The sequence below is a fragment of the Akkermansia massiliensis genome (assembly GCF_018847375.1).
Classification (GTDB): domain Bacteria; phylum Verrucomicrobiota; class Verrucomicrobiia; order Verrucomicrobiales; family Akkermansiaceae; genus Akkermansia; species Akkermansia massiliensis.
The window spans coordinates 1,101,379-1,117,988 of sequence record NZ_CP072036.1 but is presented as its reverse complement, the minus strand read 5'-3'; the positions used below and the strand labels follow the sequence as shown (position 1 = coordinate 1,117,988).

Below are 16,610 nucleotides of genomic sequence, written 5' to 3'. Positions count from 1 at the left end.
CCCTTTTTTAAGACAAGCCGGATGGCATGAACCGAGCCGGAAGCGTATCGGTCATACAGGGGAAAATATTCAGGAAAAAGACCTCCCCCTCGTTTATAAACCGGAGCCTGCAGGGAGTGGAAAACGGGTCATAGGGAGAGCATGAGGCTTTTACCGTGCATGCAAGTTTTCAGCATTCAGGAGCCGGGCCGTATTCAAATTTAAAGCCCCGGCATGAAAACGGCGCAGGCTTTCATGCCTGCTGCCTGCCGCGCTTTTGCAAATGAACAAGCAGCAGGGCAATGTCCGCCGGAGTAATGCCCGGAATGCGGGAAGCCTGCCCGATAGTGGCAGGACGTATGCTGCCCAGCTTGATGACCGCTTCTTTTTTCAGGGCGTGAACGCGTTCGTAATCAATGTCGGCAGGAATGATTTTACTTTCCATCCGGGTGATTTTTTCCGCCTGTTTTTTCTGTCTTTCAATGTGGCCTTCGTACTGGATATCCGTGGCAATGGCATCCAAATGTTCCACGTGGAACATTTTTTTCAGTTCTTCAGGCAGCAGGGTCCAGTCATTGCCTGGCCTCTTGAGCCAGGTGGAAAGGGAAACGCCTTCATGTTTAAGCAAAGCTGCTTTTGCTATTCCTTCCTCAATGGCGTTTTGCCTGTCTTCCGTTTTCCTGAACGTTTCGCGGGTGATGAGGCCCGTTTCAAAAGCCAGGGGGGCCAGGCGCAGGTCCGCGTTGTCCTGGCGCAGCAGCAGCCGGAATTCCGCCCGGCTGGTGAACATGCGGTACGGTTCGTCCGTTCCCTTGGTGACAAGGTCGTCTATCATGACGCCGATGTAGGCCTGGTCGCGGCGCAGCACCAGGGAGGGCTTGCCCAGAGTTTTCAGAGCGGCGTTTGTTCCCGCCATCAGACCTTGCGCGGCGGCTTCTTCATAACCGGAGGTGCCGTTGATTTGTCCTGCAAAGTACAGGTTTTCCACCAGCTTGGTTTCCAGAGTAGGGTGCAGCTGCGTGGGAGGGCAGAAATCATATTCCACCGCATATCCCGGACGAATCAGTTGGGCGTTTTCCAGGCCGGGAATGGTGTGGATGAAATCGCATTGCGCGGAGTAGGGCAGGGAGGTGGAAACGCCATTGAGGTAGAATTCCTCCGTACTGCGGCCTTCCGGCTCCAGGAAGACCTGGTGGCTGGTTTTTTCCGCAAAGCGCACGATTTTGTCTTCAATGGAAGGACAGTACCGGGGGCCTATGCCCTCAATGATGCCGCTATAGAGAGGGCTGAATTTTAAATTGTCCCGGATGATGTCGTGGGTGGTCTGATTGGTGTAGGTAATCCAGCACGGCATTTGCTTCATGCGGAAGTCTTCGTCTCCCCATGTGTTCAGGGTGCAGAAAGGTTCGGAAGCGCGTTTCAGTACGTCGCGGGAACGGTAACTGAACAGAGCCTCCGGCGCGTCTCCGGGCTGCATTTCACAAATGGAAAAGTCAATGGATCTTCCATTGACGCGCGGGGAAGTGCCCGTTTTAAGCCGTTCCACTTGAAAGCCAAGCGCGGCGAGGTCGGTGGAAAGGCTGGAAGGAGCGCAGCCCATGCGGCCTCCCGTTATGTGCTGAAGGCCCACGTGCAGCAGCCCCTGCATGAATGTTCCGGAGCAGATGACCACGCTGCGCGCGCAGATGGTGTAGTCCAGGGAAGTGACGGCTCCCGTCACCTGCTGCTCCCCGTTGACGAGCAGTTTGACCACGTCACCCTGGAACAGGCGTATGCCCGGGGCGGTTTCCAGAACCATTTTCATTCGTGCGCGGTAGGCCGTTTTGTCGCATTGGGCGCGGGGTGCGCGCACGCTGGGCCCCTTGGAGGCGTTCAGCATCCGGAACTGGATGGCGGTGGCGTCCGTATTCAGTCCCATGGCCCCTCCCAGGGCGTCTATTTCCCGGACAATGTGGCCTTTGGCAAGCCCCCCGATGGCCGGGTTGCAGGACATTTGCCCGATGGTATCCAGGTTGTGGGTCAGAACGGCGACGGAGCACCCCAGGCGGGAGGCGGCCAACGCCGCTTCAATGCCTGCGTGCCCGGCGCCGACGACGAGGACGTCGAACAGGGGGGAGGCGGGGGAAGGAGAGGAATTCATCAGGATGCGGAGCAAATGGCAAGACGGTGCAGAATCAGCCGCGGATCAAGCGAAGAAGATACCAGGGCCTTGTCCGCCTTCATGCATTCCTTTAAAGTCTGCTTCAACCGTTCCGTCTTGAATTTGGAAGCGTTCTGCGCCGCCAGGAAAAGCGGGTACGCATTGGGAGTGCCGTCTTTTTTCAGGGGAATCAGCGCGGCGGCATAGGAGGGCAGGGAGGAGATGCGGGCCGTAAATTCCTTGAAGTTGGTGGGCTTCAGATTGAACGCGTCACATAAAAGCCTGGCGGCCAGCAGATTTCTCAGCGTGGGGATGAACGCTGCGCGCATGATCGTGACGGCGTTTTCACCGCGTTCCAGTTGAAAGTCAATCAGGGAGATGGCCGCATCGCTCTTCTTGTTTTCCAGAGCACGTGAAATTTCAAAAATAACGCCCGTGCGCGTCAGCGGAACCATGCGCTCCACATCCTCCGGCATCACGGTGCGCCTGTCCGCGCCCAGATAAAGATCCAGTTTTTCAATTTCGGAAATAATCTGGCGGGAGGATTCGCTGACGCGGTGAATGAATAACTCCAGAGCGGCGGAATCGAAGTTCATGCCCCGCGCGCCTGCCTCCTTGTTGATAAGGGGCATCAGGCTGCCTTCCCAGCCGGCCTTGGTGATGTCCGGCTTGTTCAGTTCCTCCGCGGCGGAGGATTGGAGCAGGAATTTGTTAAAGGAACGGCGCTTGTCAAATTCGGTGGCGGAGATGAGCAGCAGGACGTCCGGTCCCAGTCCCCCTTCCAGCAGATGCCTGAGAGAGTCCAGAGCCGCTTCCGTGGTGGAGGAACGCCCCGTGACGGAATCCCCCAGAAAATTGCAGTTCTTCATCCAGACCACCTTGCGGCCCGGAAAAAACGGCAGCGTGCGCAGGGCTTCCATGACCTGGCGCGTCACCTGGTCCGCTTCATCGGAATCGCCGCAGGCCGCTTCCAGGATTTCATGGGAAAATTCATTCGTGCCTTCCGTCAGGGCGGCAAAGATGCCGGAAGCCTTTTCACGCACCATTCCTTCGTCCGTACCGAAAACGAGGTGAATGGCTTGTTGTTGTAAAGTGCTGGTACCCATAAAACCGTACCCATACGGTATCATAAAATATGCCTCGTTAAAAGACGTATTTGTCATTTGAAAGTTTTTTCATTTGAAGAGAATAGGCTTAAATAGTATCAATAGAACCGGAATGTCAAAAAGCGGCTGGAGTCTTCCAGGTCCATTTTTCAGGCATCTCCTCGTGATCAAGCCGCAAACCGTTTGATCGTTACTACGGCAGGGCATTTCCATGAGATCGACTATATGGACACGGGCTTTACTTGTCATCATGATGACGGTTATGATGACCGTCGTCTCCGTTGCCTATTGGAGGTGGAACAGCCGCGTTACGGAGAAGAACGTTTCCTTCCGGTCTGAGGTGTTTACGATGGCGCAGCAGTCCGAACTCAAAGAGGAGGACGTTCCCATCCTGCACCAGCTCAATGAAGAATATTCACGCGTCGCCCGGCTGGTGGAACGGGTGCTGGTCAGCATAGACACCACGGGCGTGACCAGCGTGCCGCAGCCTTCCGAAGACGGCGAATCCATGATTGAAAAAAGGCTGGCGGTCCATGGCCTGGGTTCCGGCGTCATCGTCACGGAAGAGGGGCATATCATTACCGCCTACCATGTCATTCAGAACAAGCATGCGCTGCGCGTCACGCTGAGCAACGGGAAAAGCGTTTCCGTGCGCCTGGTAGGGGTGGATCCGGAGCTGGACATCGCCGTGCTGCAGGTGGAAAACCCGATGGCCTTCACGCCTCTTCCGTTCGGCAACAGTGACGAGATTGCACCCGGCATGATCGTCCTGGCCTGCGGCAACCCCTATGGACTGGGGACGACGGTTTCCCGCGGCATCATCAGCGCCCGTGAACGCAAGCTGGTGGATTCCGGCCTGGACCTGATCCAGACGGATGCCAGCATCTTTCCCGGCAATTCCGGAGGGCCTCTCATCAACATCCGCGGTGAAATCATCGGCATCAACAAATCGGTGCTTCCCAATGTGGAGAAAAACTACGCTGGCATTGGCTTTGCCATTCCCTCCAATCTGGTGGTGCACAGCTTTGAGCAGATTTGCAGGCATGGACGCCCCATGAGAGGATACCTGGGGCTGGACATTGTGCGCAATACTCCCCCGCTCCGCAGTTTCCTGGACTACCATGAAGCAGGCGGCGCAGTAGTCAACATCGTGAAGCCCGGTTCCCCGGCGGAGCAGGCGGGCCTTCAGACGGGAGACGTGATGCTGAGCTTCAATGAAGTTCCCATCCAGACCGACAAGGATGTGAAGGACCACATTGAAAATCTTTCCATCGGCGACAAATTCCGGCTGAAAATCTGGCGCAAGGGACAAAAAATGAACGTCACCCTGAAAGTGGGGGACAGCATTTTAAAGAACGTTCCTTCTCCGTGGGAGGACTTTATGGAAGGAGTGGGCATGCACCTGCGTGAACTCACCGCTGAGGAACAGTCCATCGGCGCGCGGGGATTGCTGGTCATCCAGGTGAATCCGAAGAAATCCGTGGGGCAGATCCTCCAGGCCGGGGACATGGTCTTTGCCGTGAATCATCAGAGCGTCAGCACTATGGATGCACTGGTCAGGGCTTTGAGGGAGGGGCCGGCCCTGCTGACCGTTTCCCGTGACGGGCAGCAGTTCAACGTGAAAGTGGATGCCCGCCCGGTTTCCGAAAAGACGCTGCTGCCCCGCATTCCCACGGCGACGAAGAGCAACGCCATCATGCCGCGGGAGCTTTGAATTCCGCCTGTGCGGCGTCTGCGGAAGACCGCATCCGGAGAAGCGTTTTCCGGCATCCTTATGCCGCGGGCTTGACTGGCAGTCAAAAGCGCCTATAATGCATCACCTTTAAGAAATTAAACTTATGACTCGTCATACTATCTCCGTACTTGTTGAAAACAAATTTGGCGTGCTTGCCCGCATTGCCGGTTTGTTCAGTGGACGGGGCTACAATATTCATTCGTTGAACGTTGCCCCTAGCCAGGACCCGCGCTTTTCACGGATGACCATCGTCGTACGCGAAAAGGAGGATGTTCTGGACCAGATCATCAAGCATCTGGAAAAACTCGTCAACACGGTGGAAGTAGTGGATTTCCGCAACACGGACAACGTGTACCGGGAGACGGTATTGACCCGCATCGGCGTGGATTCCGCTTCGCGGCATGAAGTCATTGAATTCTGCCAGATCCTGGGCGCCAGCATCGTGGACGTCACGCGGGACGCCCTGACCATTGAAGTGACGGGCGGTGAGCACAAGATTGACCGCTTCCTGTCTCTCATTGAGGATTACGACGTGCAGATGCTGACCCGGAGCGGCCGCATCGCCCTTCCCAAACCCCGGCAGTAAAGAAATCCTTTCCGGCTTTTCCATCAACCCTGCAGGACGTTCTTGCAGGGTTTTTTTCTCCCCTCCATCATGAACATCACTTATCCGGACCTCCCCATTTCCCGCCGCCGGGACGACATTCTGGCGGCGATGCGGGAGCATCAGGTCATTGTGGTGGTGGGTGAAACCGGGTCCGGCAAGACCACCCAGCTTCCCAAAATGGCCATGGAGCTTGCCGGGGAGGCGCGGGGCAGGGTGGGGTGCACCCAGCCCAGAAGGCTGGCCGCGGCTTCCGTTTCCCGCCGTGTGGCGGAAGAACTGAATTGCGAACTGGGCGGCCTGGTGGGCTACCAGGTGCGCTTTGAGGAAAAAGCCGGGCCGGATACGCGGTTGAAGTTCATGACGGACGGCATTCTGCTGGCGGAAACGCAGCATGATCCGGACCTGCGCCAGTATCATACCCTGATTCTGGATGAAGCCCATGAACGCAGCCTCAACATCGACTTTCTGCTGGGCTACCTGAAGCTTCTGCTGGACAGGCGGAAGGATCTGCGGCTGGTCATCAGCTCCGCTACGCTGGATGCGGGTGGCTTTTCCGAGTTCTTCGGGGGCGCCCCCATCGTCCAGGTGGAAGGCCGTACCTATCCGGTGGACCTTCATTACCTGCCGCCTCTGCGTGATGATGAAGAGCTCCCCGCCCATGTGGCGCGCGCCGTGGACTGGCTGGACACCCTGGACGACCGCGGGGACGTGCTCGTCTTCCTCCCCGGAGAGCGTGAAATACGTGAAGTGGCGGAAAAGCTGGAAGGCCGGAATTTGAGGAATACGCGCATCCTCCCCCTCTTTGCCAGGCTGGGCCTTGGAGACCAGCAAAGGATTTTTCATCCGGAACGCGGCTGCCGCCGCATCGTGCTGGCGACCAACGTGGCGGAAACATCCCTGACCATTCCCGGCATCATTTACGTCATTGACTCCGGCCTGGCGCGCGTCAGCCGCTACAGTCCGGCGCGGCAGGTGCAGCGGCTTCAGATAGAACCCGTCTCCAAGGCCAGCGCGCGCCAGCGTGCTGGCCGCTGCGGCCGCGTGTGCGAGGGCGTCTGCATCCGCCTGTACAGTGAGGAGGACTGGGAGGACAGGCCGGACTTCACGGACCCGGAAATCAGGCGCAGCGCGCTGGCCGGGGCTCTTCTCCGGATGAAGGACCTGGGTCTTCCGGAAATGCCGGAATTCCCCCTTCCGGACCCTCCTTCCTCCAAGCTGGTCACGGAGGGCTACCGCACCCTGCGGGAAATCGGCGCCCTGGACAAGGCCCGGCAGCTCACGCCCGTGGGCAGGAAGCTGGCGCGGCTGCCCATTGACCCGCGGCTGGGCCGCATGCTGCTGGAAGCGCAGCATGAACAGGCCTTGCCGGAGATGCTGGTGATTGTGGCCGGCCTGGGCATCATGGATCCCCGGGAACGTCCGGCGGATGCCGCGCAGAAGGCGGACCAGGCCCACGCGCAGTGGAAGGATGAAGACAGCGATTTCCTGTCCCTGCTCAAACTGTGGAAGGCTGCGTGGCAGTTCCGGGAAGGCCGGCGCTGGCACAAAAACCAGCTCCGGAAATGGTGCGGGAAAAACTTCCTCAATTTCAACCGCATGATGGAATGGTTCAACCTGTGGGAAGACCTTTCCCGGCTGCTGAAGGAGACCTTGAAATGCAGGATCCCCCCCCTGGAGGCGGAAGTGGAACGGCAGGCTTCCTTCGCCATGATTCACCGGAGCATCCTGGCGGGCGTTCCGCGCCAGTTCGGCCTCTGGGATGCGGACAACCGGGAATACCGCGGCGCCGGGGGACGCTCTTTCGGCATCTTTCCCGGTTCCGGCCTGTTCCGCCGCAAGAAGCGGAGCGAATGGGTGATGGGCGTGGAGCTGGTGGACACCACGCGCCTGTGGATGCGCCGCGCCGCCCGGCTGGAGCCGGAATGGGTGGAACAGGTGGCTCCCCATCTCTGTGAATCCCATTATTCCGGAGCCCGGTGGGACAAAGAGCAGGGCGCGGTTTACGCCGTGGAGCGCGTGGTGTGCGGCGGTCTGCGCATCATTGACAACAGGCGCGTGCACTATGGCCGCATCAATCCCGCCCATGCGCGGGAAATCATGATCCGTGAAGGGCTGCTGGGCGGCGGTTTCCGTACGAAACCCGGATGCATCAGGCATCTGGAAACGCTCCGGGAGGAAGTGCGGCAGATAGAACTGAAGCTGCGCCGCCCGGACCAGGTCTGGTGCGAGGAAGGCGTTTTTGAATTCTTTGACAGGCTCATTCCGCAGGACTGTTGCACGGCCAGGGCCTTTCTGCGCTGGGCCGGAAGCATGGAAAAAGACAACCCGGAAGCCCTGCACGTTCCGCCGCAGGAGGCCATGTATGATTTCTGGGGCAGGGACCTTCTGGACGGCTTTCCGGATGAAATTTCCTGCGGCGGCGCGGAATACGCCGTGTATTACCAGAATGACCCCGGCGCGGAAGATGACGGCGTGACGCTGGGCGTCCATATCGACCAGTTGCCGGACGTGCCGGAATGGCTGCCGGAATGGGGCGTCCCGGGCCATTTGGCCCAGCGGGCGGAATGCCTGCTGCGCACCCTTCCCAAGGACCTGCGCGTCTTTCTCCAGCCCATCAGCCAGAAGGCCGCATACTTCGCAGAGCTGCGGCATGGCCTGGATCCGGACGGGCCGCTGGCGCAGAAGCTGGCGGAATTCGTGGAAGCGGAAACCGGGCGTTTCTGCGCTCCCTCCTTCTTTGACATGAACCGCATTCCGGCGGAGCTGGTCACGAAAATCTGGGTCTGCGACGACGAAGGAGAAGAGCTTGCCATGGGTACGGACGTTGCGGAGCTGAATGCGCGGCTGGGCAAAAAGCTCTCCCGCCGGTTCCGGGAAACAGCGGCGGACATCGTATCCGTAACCGGAATGAAGGAATGGACCTGCGGAGATTTGGAGCGCACGGTGGACGTGGCGGGAAGGCCGGGTTACGTAGCCCTGGTGGATGAAGGCCCGTCTGTAGGCGTCCGCGTTTTTGAGGATGAACTGCGCGCGGAAGAAGCCCACCGGAGAGGCTGCCTGCGCTTCATGCGCCTGCGCCAGACGGACCAGCTCAACCACCTCCGCAAGAAATTCCCGCTGAAACTGGAAGGGAAGCTTTCCCTGCACATGCTGGGCAGGGACCCGTCCACCAATGCGGACGACCTGGTGGACGTCTCCGCGGAGATCGCCATGGGCCGCCCCCTCCCGCGCACGGCGGAACAATTCGCCGCTGCGGAAATGAGCCTGCGCCAGAACCTCTTTGACGCCGCCCACAGCGTGGCGGACGTCTGGGAGTTGATAGCGGCCACGGAGCATGCCGCCAGGGACTTTATGGCCGCGCAGCAGGGCGTGCGCCATACGGAGCGCATCACGGCTGATCTCCGGCGCCAGCTTGACTGGCTGCTCCGCTCCCGCTTCCTGTGGGCGCATGGAGCGGAACGCCTGCCGGACCTGAAACGGTACATGCAGGGCATCGCGGAACGCATCAGGCGCATCGGCCAGCAGCCCCTGGCCAGGGAGCTGGAACGCCTGGACCTCTTTGAACGCGTGTACCTCCCCTGGCATCAGGCCCTGCCGGAACATGACGGCGACCCGCGCTGGACGCAGTACGGCTATCTGCTGGAAGAATACCGCCTGGCCGTCTTCGCCCCCGCTATCTCCGTCAAGGGCCGTATCTCTGAAAAGCGCTTGATGACCGCTTTTGAAGAGCTGTCCTGAAAGCCCGGTTTCCGGAATGGGACTGGTCCGGGTTTACAGGCCCTTGGACAACTGGGCGAATTCAATCAGGTTCGTCTCCTTGCCGAACAGGATCAGGATGTCGTGGTCTTCAAAGACGAGGTCCGGGGAAGGGGTGCCAATGACGGGAATGCGCGGGATGGAAAGAATTTCCCGGCGCCCCTGCGGGGTCTGGGCTTCTCCGCGGCGGATGGTGAGCAGGTTGAGATGGTGCTCCGTGCGCAGGCCCACGTCCCGGAGGCGTTTGCCCACCCAGATGCGCGGCACGGCTATTTCCACGATGCTGTGGTTCTCATCCATGGGGGAGACGCGCAGGAATTCCGGGGATTCCAGCTGGCTGGCGAGTTGCTTGGAGGCCACGCGCGACAGGTTGATGAGCGCGTACACGTTCATTTGGCTTAAAATGTGCTCGTGCACCGGGCTCATCACGCGGGCGTAGATGTAGCGCACGCCCATTTTCTGGAGGTGCGTGACGACGAGGAGGTTTTCTTCAAAGCTGTCCCCGATGGCGACGATGACGGCGGACTGGTCGTCCAGCTCCAGTTCCCGCAGGGCGGCCGGATTGGTATAATCCGTTACCACGGCGTAAGTCACCAGGTCCTTGATCTGCTCCAGTTCTTCATCCGTGGAGGCGACGGCCACTACTTCAATGTTGCGGGCGGAAAGCTCCGTGCAGAGCTCCTGTCCAAACTGGCCCAGGCCGATAACGGTATATCTCATGATGGTATGTTCAGGTTAACGGAATTTTGACGGATGGATAGCGGTAATGCCGCGGGGTAGGGGTGCCGGCCAGCGCGATGAGGAAGGCGAAAAGCCCCACGCGGCCGGCGAGCATGTTGATGATGAGAAGATACTTGGAAGGGTCGCTCAGATTGGGCGTGATTCCCCGCGACACGCCTACCGTAGCAAAAGCGCTGCAGTTTTCAAAGAAGATATCCAGTGAGCTCATGGCGGGCTCCAGGCTGCAAATAAGAATGGTGAAACAGCCGATCCAGGCGCAGGAGACCACCACCGTGATCACGCACCGCGCCACGGTGCGCTGGTCAATGCGGCGGTGGAAGAATTCCACGTGGTCCCGGCCGCGGAGGATGCGCAGGATTTCCGCGCCCGCAATGGCGCAGGTGGTGGTTCTCATGCCGCCCGCCGTGCCGCCGGGGCTGCCGCCCACCACCATCAGGCCGCACATGATGAGGCTGGCCGCGGGCAGGTAGCGGCTGTAGTCGCTGATATTGAATCCCGCCGTGCGGGCCGTGACGCTGTCAAAAAGGCAGCTCCAGAGGTGCTGCCCCAACGGTTCGGAAGTGTGGGGGGCGGAAACGGCGAAAATGGACAGGGCGCCCCCAGCCAGCAGAATGCCCGTGGCGATCATCACCAGTTTGAAATACGGGGTCCACTGCATGCGCAGGCGGCGGTGCTTGGCCAGAAAGCGGTTGACCAGGCGGGAGTTGATTTCCTTGTAAATGCCGAATCCCAGGCCGCCGCATACGATCAGCGCCATGATGACGGCCTGCCCGCTGTAGCACAGGCGGATGCCCGGCTCCATCAGATTCATCGGGAACGTGGAAAAACCCGCGTTGCAGAAGGCGGAAACGGAGTGGAAGAGGGAGTGCCACCACAGGGGTTCCCCCATCAGGTTGATATCCTTTCCTTCCCAGGAAAAGTACAGGAGGACGGCCCCGCACAGTTCAATGAACAGCGTGCTGACTACGATGGTGGTGATGAAGGAGACCACGGACCCCAGGTTCCCTTCGTCCAGCAGGTCCGTCAGCAGCACGCGGTCACGCAGGGAAAAGCCCTGGCCCGCCACCATGGCCACGAAGTAGGCGAACGTCATGATGCCGAACCCGCCGATCTGGATGAGGGCAAGCGTGAACATTTCCCCCAGCGGGGTGAAAGTGCTGGCGAAGTCCACGGCGTTCAGCCCGGTGACGCACACGGCGCTGGTGCTGGTGAACAGGGCGTCCGTAAAGCTCAGCGTGATGCCGGGATACGTGGAATTGGGGAGCAGAAGCAGCCCGGTGCCCGCCAGGATGACCACCCCCAGGGAGGTCACAAACTGCATGGCGGGAGCCATCAGCGGGCGCCCTTTTTTCTGCTTGCCCAGCAGCCATTCAAAAATCCTGGTCAGGGACATCAGCGTGGGGATGGCGATCAGCCCTGCCGTAATCACCAGGCGGGAAAGCTCCGTAAACCTCATGTAACTGTCCTCCTGCTGCTCCCTGGCGATCAGCAGGAAGATCAGCAGGCAGCAGATAATCTGGAAAATCAGCAGCCTCAGGGAAGGGTGGTTGATCTCCTTCCGGAAGAAGGAGCCCAGCACGCCCGTCAAATGGCCCAGCGTGGCGACGGCCGCAATCAGGCGCGACCATTCATGCTCCGCATGCGTCAGGGGCCACCCCAGCTCCCAGATGACGGCCCCCAGAAGGATGGCAATGCAGATAGCTGCAAGTTTGGTAAATCCCGAGCGTGTGGTTGTCATGGGTGGAGATGCCTTGCGCGGAGTCTAGCACCTGGACATGGAAAGAAAAGCTATTAAGCCGTTTGCCCCATTTCGCCCTGTTTACTCCGGTTATTTCCAACGCGCGCAGAGGAAAGGCGGCTGGGGGGAGGAAGGCATAACTTCCAGTTAAATCCCCGGGCTGTTCAGGTCCGGTCACGGAGCGCCGCAAAGGCTGGCGGCGCTCCTGCTGGCTTCGGGAGCAGGGGGAAAAAGTCAGGCCCTGCGGCGCATTGCCAGCAGAGCCGCCATGCCCAGGAGCCCCAGCAGGGCACAGGACGGTTCGGGGACGGAAAGCGTCACGATTCCCGTGGAAGCGTCGTAATCCAGCACATTCCAGCCATGGGCGGCCTCTGCCAGGGAAAAATCTTCCGCAGAGGAAAGCCCTTCCAGGGTACCCCCTGAAATGTCCGTAATTCTGAAGGACATGGTGCCGGCGCGAGCAAGGATGCCGCTGACGTCCAGAGTCAGGCCGTCCAGCAGGTTCAAGGCGCCTCCCGTCATGATGATGGCGGCCAACCCTTCGCCTCCTTCCACCAGATTCGTGGATGAAAGCTCCACGGTAAAATTCCCCGCCGCCAGGCTGTCGGCCGTTCCCAGCGTCATGGAATTGCCGGCCAGGATACGGGAGCCGTCGGACAAGGCGAGCGTTCCCTCCAGGTGCTGGTCCGCCCAGACCACCTGGTGGCCGATTTCTACCCGTGCAACGGTGCCCCAGTTCAGCACCTCCCCTCCGGACAAGCGGATGGTGTTGGAAACGTCATAACGGTTCAAATCCAGCGTTCCTCCCATGTGAACGGCCGCCGTTCCCGTGCCCAGGGCGTTTCTGTCTCCGAGCCGCAAAGTGCCTCCCCGGATTTGGGTGCCTCCCGCATAGGTATTGGCATGGGCCAGAACCAGCGTATTGCCGGTGGTCTTGGACAAGGCCCCATTTCCGGAAATCCCGCCGGACAGGGTCAGGACTTTTCCGGTGGCGTTGGTGGAGCTCCCGAAGGAGGAAACGGTGCCTTCCTCCAGAATGAAACGGTTGCTCCACGTATTGGACGTCACGTGTTCCCAGCCGGCAAGGACGGTTGCCCCCTGGAGCGTGACGGAGCCCGTTCCCCAGCCGGAGCCGGCGGTCTTGGTATCCGTGCCGTTCATTGTTAATTCCACGCCGGGACCGACGGTCCAGTTTCCCGTAAAAGCGGCGGCATCCGTATTGACGTAGGCGCTGACCTCCACTCTGGCGATTCCGGAGGGATCAGCCGCAAGGGTGGAATTGCGGATGGCGACGTCTCCCGTTCCCGTGATGAACGTGAGCTGATGGTTGCCGGAAGAACTGCTCCCCCGGATGGACAGGGTGCTTCCTCCCGCAATGTTCCATTGCTGGTCGCCCTGAAGCTCCAGCACGGAAGCGATGTTCAGGTTTTTTCCGGTTGCGATGTCGATGCCGCCGCTCCCCAGGATCAAATGGCCGTCCTGCATGGAGGGAGCGGAACTGCCGTCAACGGCCACGCCCCGGATGGTGATGGTGTTCAGGTATGTATCTTCAATCCTGATGCCGTAAAGCGCGGCGTTGGTTCCGGCGGCGGAACTCACCATGTTATCCTTGGCGGAGGAGGCTGCGTCCCAGACGGCCGTGCTGTCCACGGGAAGCTTGCCGTTCATCCAGGCTTCCGTGGAAGAGAGAGCGGCGTCGTAATTTCCGCTGCGGACCGTACCCGTATCATACCCGGCCAGCCTGGCCGCCTCATAGGCATACCGCGCTCCGATGGTGATCTGGGACTTTCCGTCGTAATGGACGCCCATGCTGTCGCCGGAGGTGATTTTGGCGAGGTCCCGTGTCGGAACCCAGCCCATGTTGTCGTTTGCCCGGGCCAGGGCTTCCTGCTGGTCGCGGGTTGTTCCGGAAGAACCTTCATTGCCGTTGAATCCTCCTGTGACGTCCCCCGTTTCAGCATTTGTGACGTTGGTTGTGCCCCACTTGGCCTGTTCTCCCAGAATGGCCTGATGTGCCGCCAGAGGGCCGGTGTCCACTCCATCCCGGGCAAGGTCCCCCTGCAAGTTGTCCAGAAACGTTAAAAATGAATTGGCGGCATTACTGCTGTCAGTGACTGTATTGGACTCTCCCTGAAGGTACATTACGCCCATGATCTCCACCTTGTCGTAACCGTTGGCCAGGGCGTTTTCACAGGCCTTCCTGACGGTCTCCACTATGGCATTATAGGCGTTCGTGCCTTTGTTCCAATAGGAATTGCCTCCTCCGTCCAGAGCGGCCTTGACGATTCCCATGTCCGCATGTCCGGAGCCAGGGCCGCCCAGGGACCATCCCTTGCGCTCCATCATGGCGGCAAAGCCGTACTCCGGCCCCATGCAGTTGTAATTGCTTGACTCCGTTCCGCACACCTGGGGTACGACAGAACCCCAGGAAGAGGAAGCTGGCGGATTGCAGTCTACGGAACTGCCGGTGATCTTGTTGAAATTATTGTGCCAGAATTTGGTGCTTCCATCGGACCTGTACTGTTCCAGCAGCTCCGCGGACGCCGGAGACCCCTTGACGGCTCCCAGGGAATTGGATTGTCCTGTCAGGATGTATAATTGAAGCGTCTTGGCTTCTGCCGCGCCGATGAAAGCCGCCGTTATGGGGATGAACAGCAGACTGCGGTAAAGTGATGAAAATTTCATGGCAGTTGGATTCAAAGGGATAAAAAACAAAAGCCGCTGGCTGCATGAAACCGCCAGCGGCCCGACAAGAGGAAATTTTACTTTCTCCGGCGGCGCAGGAGCAATGCGCCCAGCCCCAGAAGGCTCAGGGAGGCAGTGGCCGGTTCCGGAACGTTGATGATGGCTGCCAGGTCATCCTGCGTTGCCGCGCCTTCCCAGAAGCTGAGGCCGGATACCGTTGGGGAACTCTGGTTCCCGTTCAAGGTTGCCCAGCAGCCGATATAGAGCTGGTCCAGATTTCCGGCTTGGGCCATGTTGGGCCAGGACACGGTCTGAGTGGTGCCATTCTGCGTAATGAACACGCTGTAGGCTCCCCCTGCCTGAACGGAGAGAGTCAGTGAAAACGGGCTGTTGAAGTCAATGGCGGTGCTGCTTAAGCCGCTTGCGGGACGTCCCGAGCTGCTGCCATTGTTGGCGATGCCTATCTTGCCGCTTTCATAGCGTCCTACAATGGAATTAAGACCGGTTCCGCCAATGGAAGCGCAGAAGAGGGAATCCGTGTTGTCCAGGCTGGCGGCGCTGGAGAAGTTAATGTTCACCGTATAGCCGGCAGCTCCGGAAAGCTGAAGGGAGGAAACGTCAAGCCCGTTTTTCTTTGAATTGGTCGCATTGGACGTCCATGTTCCGTCGTTATTCCAGAGAGCGTCGTTAAGCGTCCAGCTGAGGGACTTCGTTCCCAGGTCGGAAACAGCGGTGCCGCTGTCCGGTGAAGTCTGGTCAAACCGGGAAAATCCGGAAACCAGGGTGACGGCGGCCTGGCCGCCGGAAATGCCGAGAAGCGTGACGGCCAGAAGAGAAAGTGTTTTCTTCATTTTATTAAACTTTTGAGTAAAAAATACTGGAAGGAAGTATTTCTACCCGTTTACCGGATTAAGAATCCGGTTTTTTTATGTGAAATACAAATTTTGTATAACTTGCGGAGCAAGTATGGAAAGGATGAATTCAAAAAAGACCAGGAATACTATAATGATAGTATTTTCAATGCATTAAAATGTACAGTAAATTAATTGTTAATATTTTTTATTGTTTGCGGATTCTTAATCCGCAGACATTTATTGAACAGGAGGAGGAAAGCGTGTGTAAAATGCTTTCTATACATTTATCCATTTATTGAAATTCAAGGAATTGTCTTCAAATTTGATGGAGGTGACAAAGAAAGCCTGCAACGGGATATTTGTAGGAAAGAGACGTTTTTTCCCATCATAGGCATCCTGCGGCAAGCCGTATTTTAGGCTTCCCCTTTGCTGGCGGTGATGGCTTGATAAGGCCGTGCTGGCAAAAAGAATCATTCCATGTCTGGACGTAACGGACGGCAGAGTCGTCAAGGGGACCAATTTCGTCAACCTGAGGGATGCCGGTGACCCGGTGGAATGCGCCAGGGCATATGATGCCCAGCAGGCGGACGAGCTTGTTTTTCTGGACATCACCGCTTCTTCCGACGGCCGCGCCACCATGGTGGACGTGGTGCGCCGCACGGCGGCCTGCTGCTTCATGCCGCTGACCGTGGGAGGAGGCATCCGTTCCGTAATGGACATGCGTGAAATGCTTCTGGCGGGCGCGGACAAGGTGTCCCTGAATACGGCGGCCATCAACCGTCCGGAACTGATCAATGAAGGCGCGGCGGCCTTCGGCAGCCAGTGCATCGTCGTAGCCATTGACGCCAAGAGGCAGGCGCCCGGCAAATGGGGCGTTTCCACTCATGGCGGCCGTAAATTCGTGGGGCTGGATGCCGTGGAATGGGCCGTGGAGGCGGAACGCCGCGGTGCCGGGGAAATCCTGCTGACCAGCATGGATGCGGACGGGGCCAAAACCGGGTACGATATTGAACTGACCCGCGCCGTCAGCGAGGCGGTGCGCATTCCCGTGATCGCCAGCGGAGGAGCGGGCAGCCTGGACCACATGGTGGACGTGCTGGTGGAGGGCAAGGCGGACGCCGTGCTGGCGGCTTCCATCTTCCACTTCGGCGAATACACGGTGCCGGAAGCCAAAACCTACTTTGCCTCCAGGGGTATTCCGGTGCGTCCGTTGGCGGAATAGCGGAAACGCTCTTTTTTCTTGAGAGAAAATGGAATTCCGGTACGTAA

General features: G+C 58.9%; 10 protein-coding genes. 4 read left to right on the top strand and 6 right to left on the bottom strand.

The window, feature by feature from the left end; translation table 11 throughout:
- Positions 1-232: 232 nt before the first annotated feature.
- Together mnmG and holA are read right to left on the bottom strand one after the other, a co-directional pair.
- Positions 233-2,119 (bottom strand): tRNA uridine-5-carboxymethylaminomethyl(34) synthesis enzyme MnmG, encoded by a 1,887-nt coding sequence (gene mnmG / locus J5W70_RS04685; protein ID WP_022396123.1) that lies wholly within the window; start codon positions 2,117-2,119, stop codon positions 233-235.
- Positions 2,119-3,225 carry a DNA polymerase III subunit delta gene (gene holA / locus J5W70_RS04680; RefSeq protein WP_180971558.1) on the bottom strand — a complete coding sequence of 369 codons (1,107 nt, stop codon included), beginning with the start codon at positions 3,223-3,225 and terminating at the stop codon, positions 2,119-2,121. Before holA ends, mnmG begins: the two co-directional genes overlap by 1 nt.
- Positions 3,226-3,475: 250 nt before the next feature.
- On the opposite strand from holA, the gene J5W70_RS04675 reads away from it, so the two are divergent.
- The 3 genes from J5W70_RS04675 (at position 3,476) to hrpA (ending at position 9,305) form a co-directional block, all read left to right on the top strand.
- On the top strand, positions 3,476-4,939 hold the full coding sequence (locus J5W70_RS04675; protein WP_022396121.1) for a trypsin-like peptidase domain-containing protein: 1,464 nt from the start codon (positions 3,476-3,478) through the stop codon (positions 4,937-4,939).
- Positions 4,940-5,063: 124 nt separating this feature from the next.
- Entirely contained in the window at positions 5,064-5,546 is a 483-nt protein-coding gene (ilvN, locus tag J5W70_RS04670; RefSeq protein ID WP_022396120.1) for an acetolactate synthase small subunit, read from the top strand.
- Between the two features lie 69 nt (positions 5,547-5,615).
- A complete protein-coding gene (gene hrpA / locus J5W70_RS04665; protein WP_022396119.1) occupies positions 5,616-9,305 on the top strand; it encodes an ATP-dependent RNA helicase HrpA in 3,690 nt (1,229 codons plus the stop codon).
- Positions 9,306-9,338: 33 nt separating this feature from the next.
- Here the strand turns inward: hrpA and J5W70_RS04660 are convergent, their stop codons facing one another.
- From J5W70_RS04660 to J5W70_RS04645, 4 genes are all read right to left on the bottom strand, one after another.
- A complete protein-coding gene (locus tag J5W70_RS04660; protein ID WP_022396118.1) occupies positions 9,339-10,043 on the bottom strand; it encodes a potassium channel family protein in 705 nt (234 codons plus the stop codon).
- A 10-nt stretch (positions 10,044-10,053) separates the two neighbouring features.
- A complete protein-coding gene (locus J5W70_RS04655; RefSeq protein ID WP_022396117.1) occupies positions 10,054-11,802 on the bottom strand; it encodes a TrkH family potassium uptake protein in 1,749 nt (582 codons plus the stop codon).
- 234 nt (positions 11,803-12,036) lie between these two features.
- Complete coding sequence (locus J5W70_RS04650; RefSeq protein WP_022396116.1) at positions 12,037-14,487, bottom strand: sialate O-acetylesterase; 2,451 nt, start codon at positions 14,485-14,487, stop codon at positions 12,037-12,039.
- A 77-nt stretch (positions 14,488-14,564) separates the two neighbouring features.
- Positions 14,565-15,338 (bottom strand): PEP-CTERM sorting domain-containing protein, encoded by a 774-nt coding sequence (locus J5W70_RS04645; RefSeq protein WP_102727245.1) that lies wholly within the window; start codon positions 15,336-15,338, stop codon positions 14,565-14,567.
- A gap of 457 nt (positions 15,339-15,795) precedes the next feature.
- Between J5W70_RS04645 and hisF the strand changes: the two genes are divergently transcribed.
- Positions 15,796-16,563 carry an imidazole glycerol phosphate synthase subunit HisF gene (hisF, locus tag J5W70_RS04640; protein ID WP_022396114.1) on the top strand — a complete coding sequence of 256 codons (768 nt, stop codon included), beginning with the start codon at positions 15,796-15,798 and terminating at the stop codon, positions 16,561-16,563.
- The last annotated feature ends 47 nt before the right edge of the window (positions 16,564-16,610 follow it).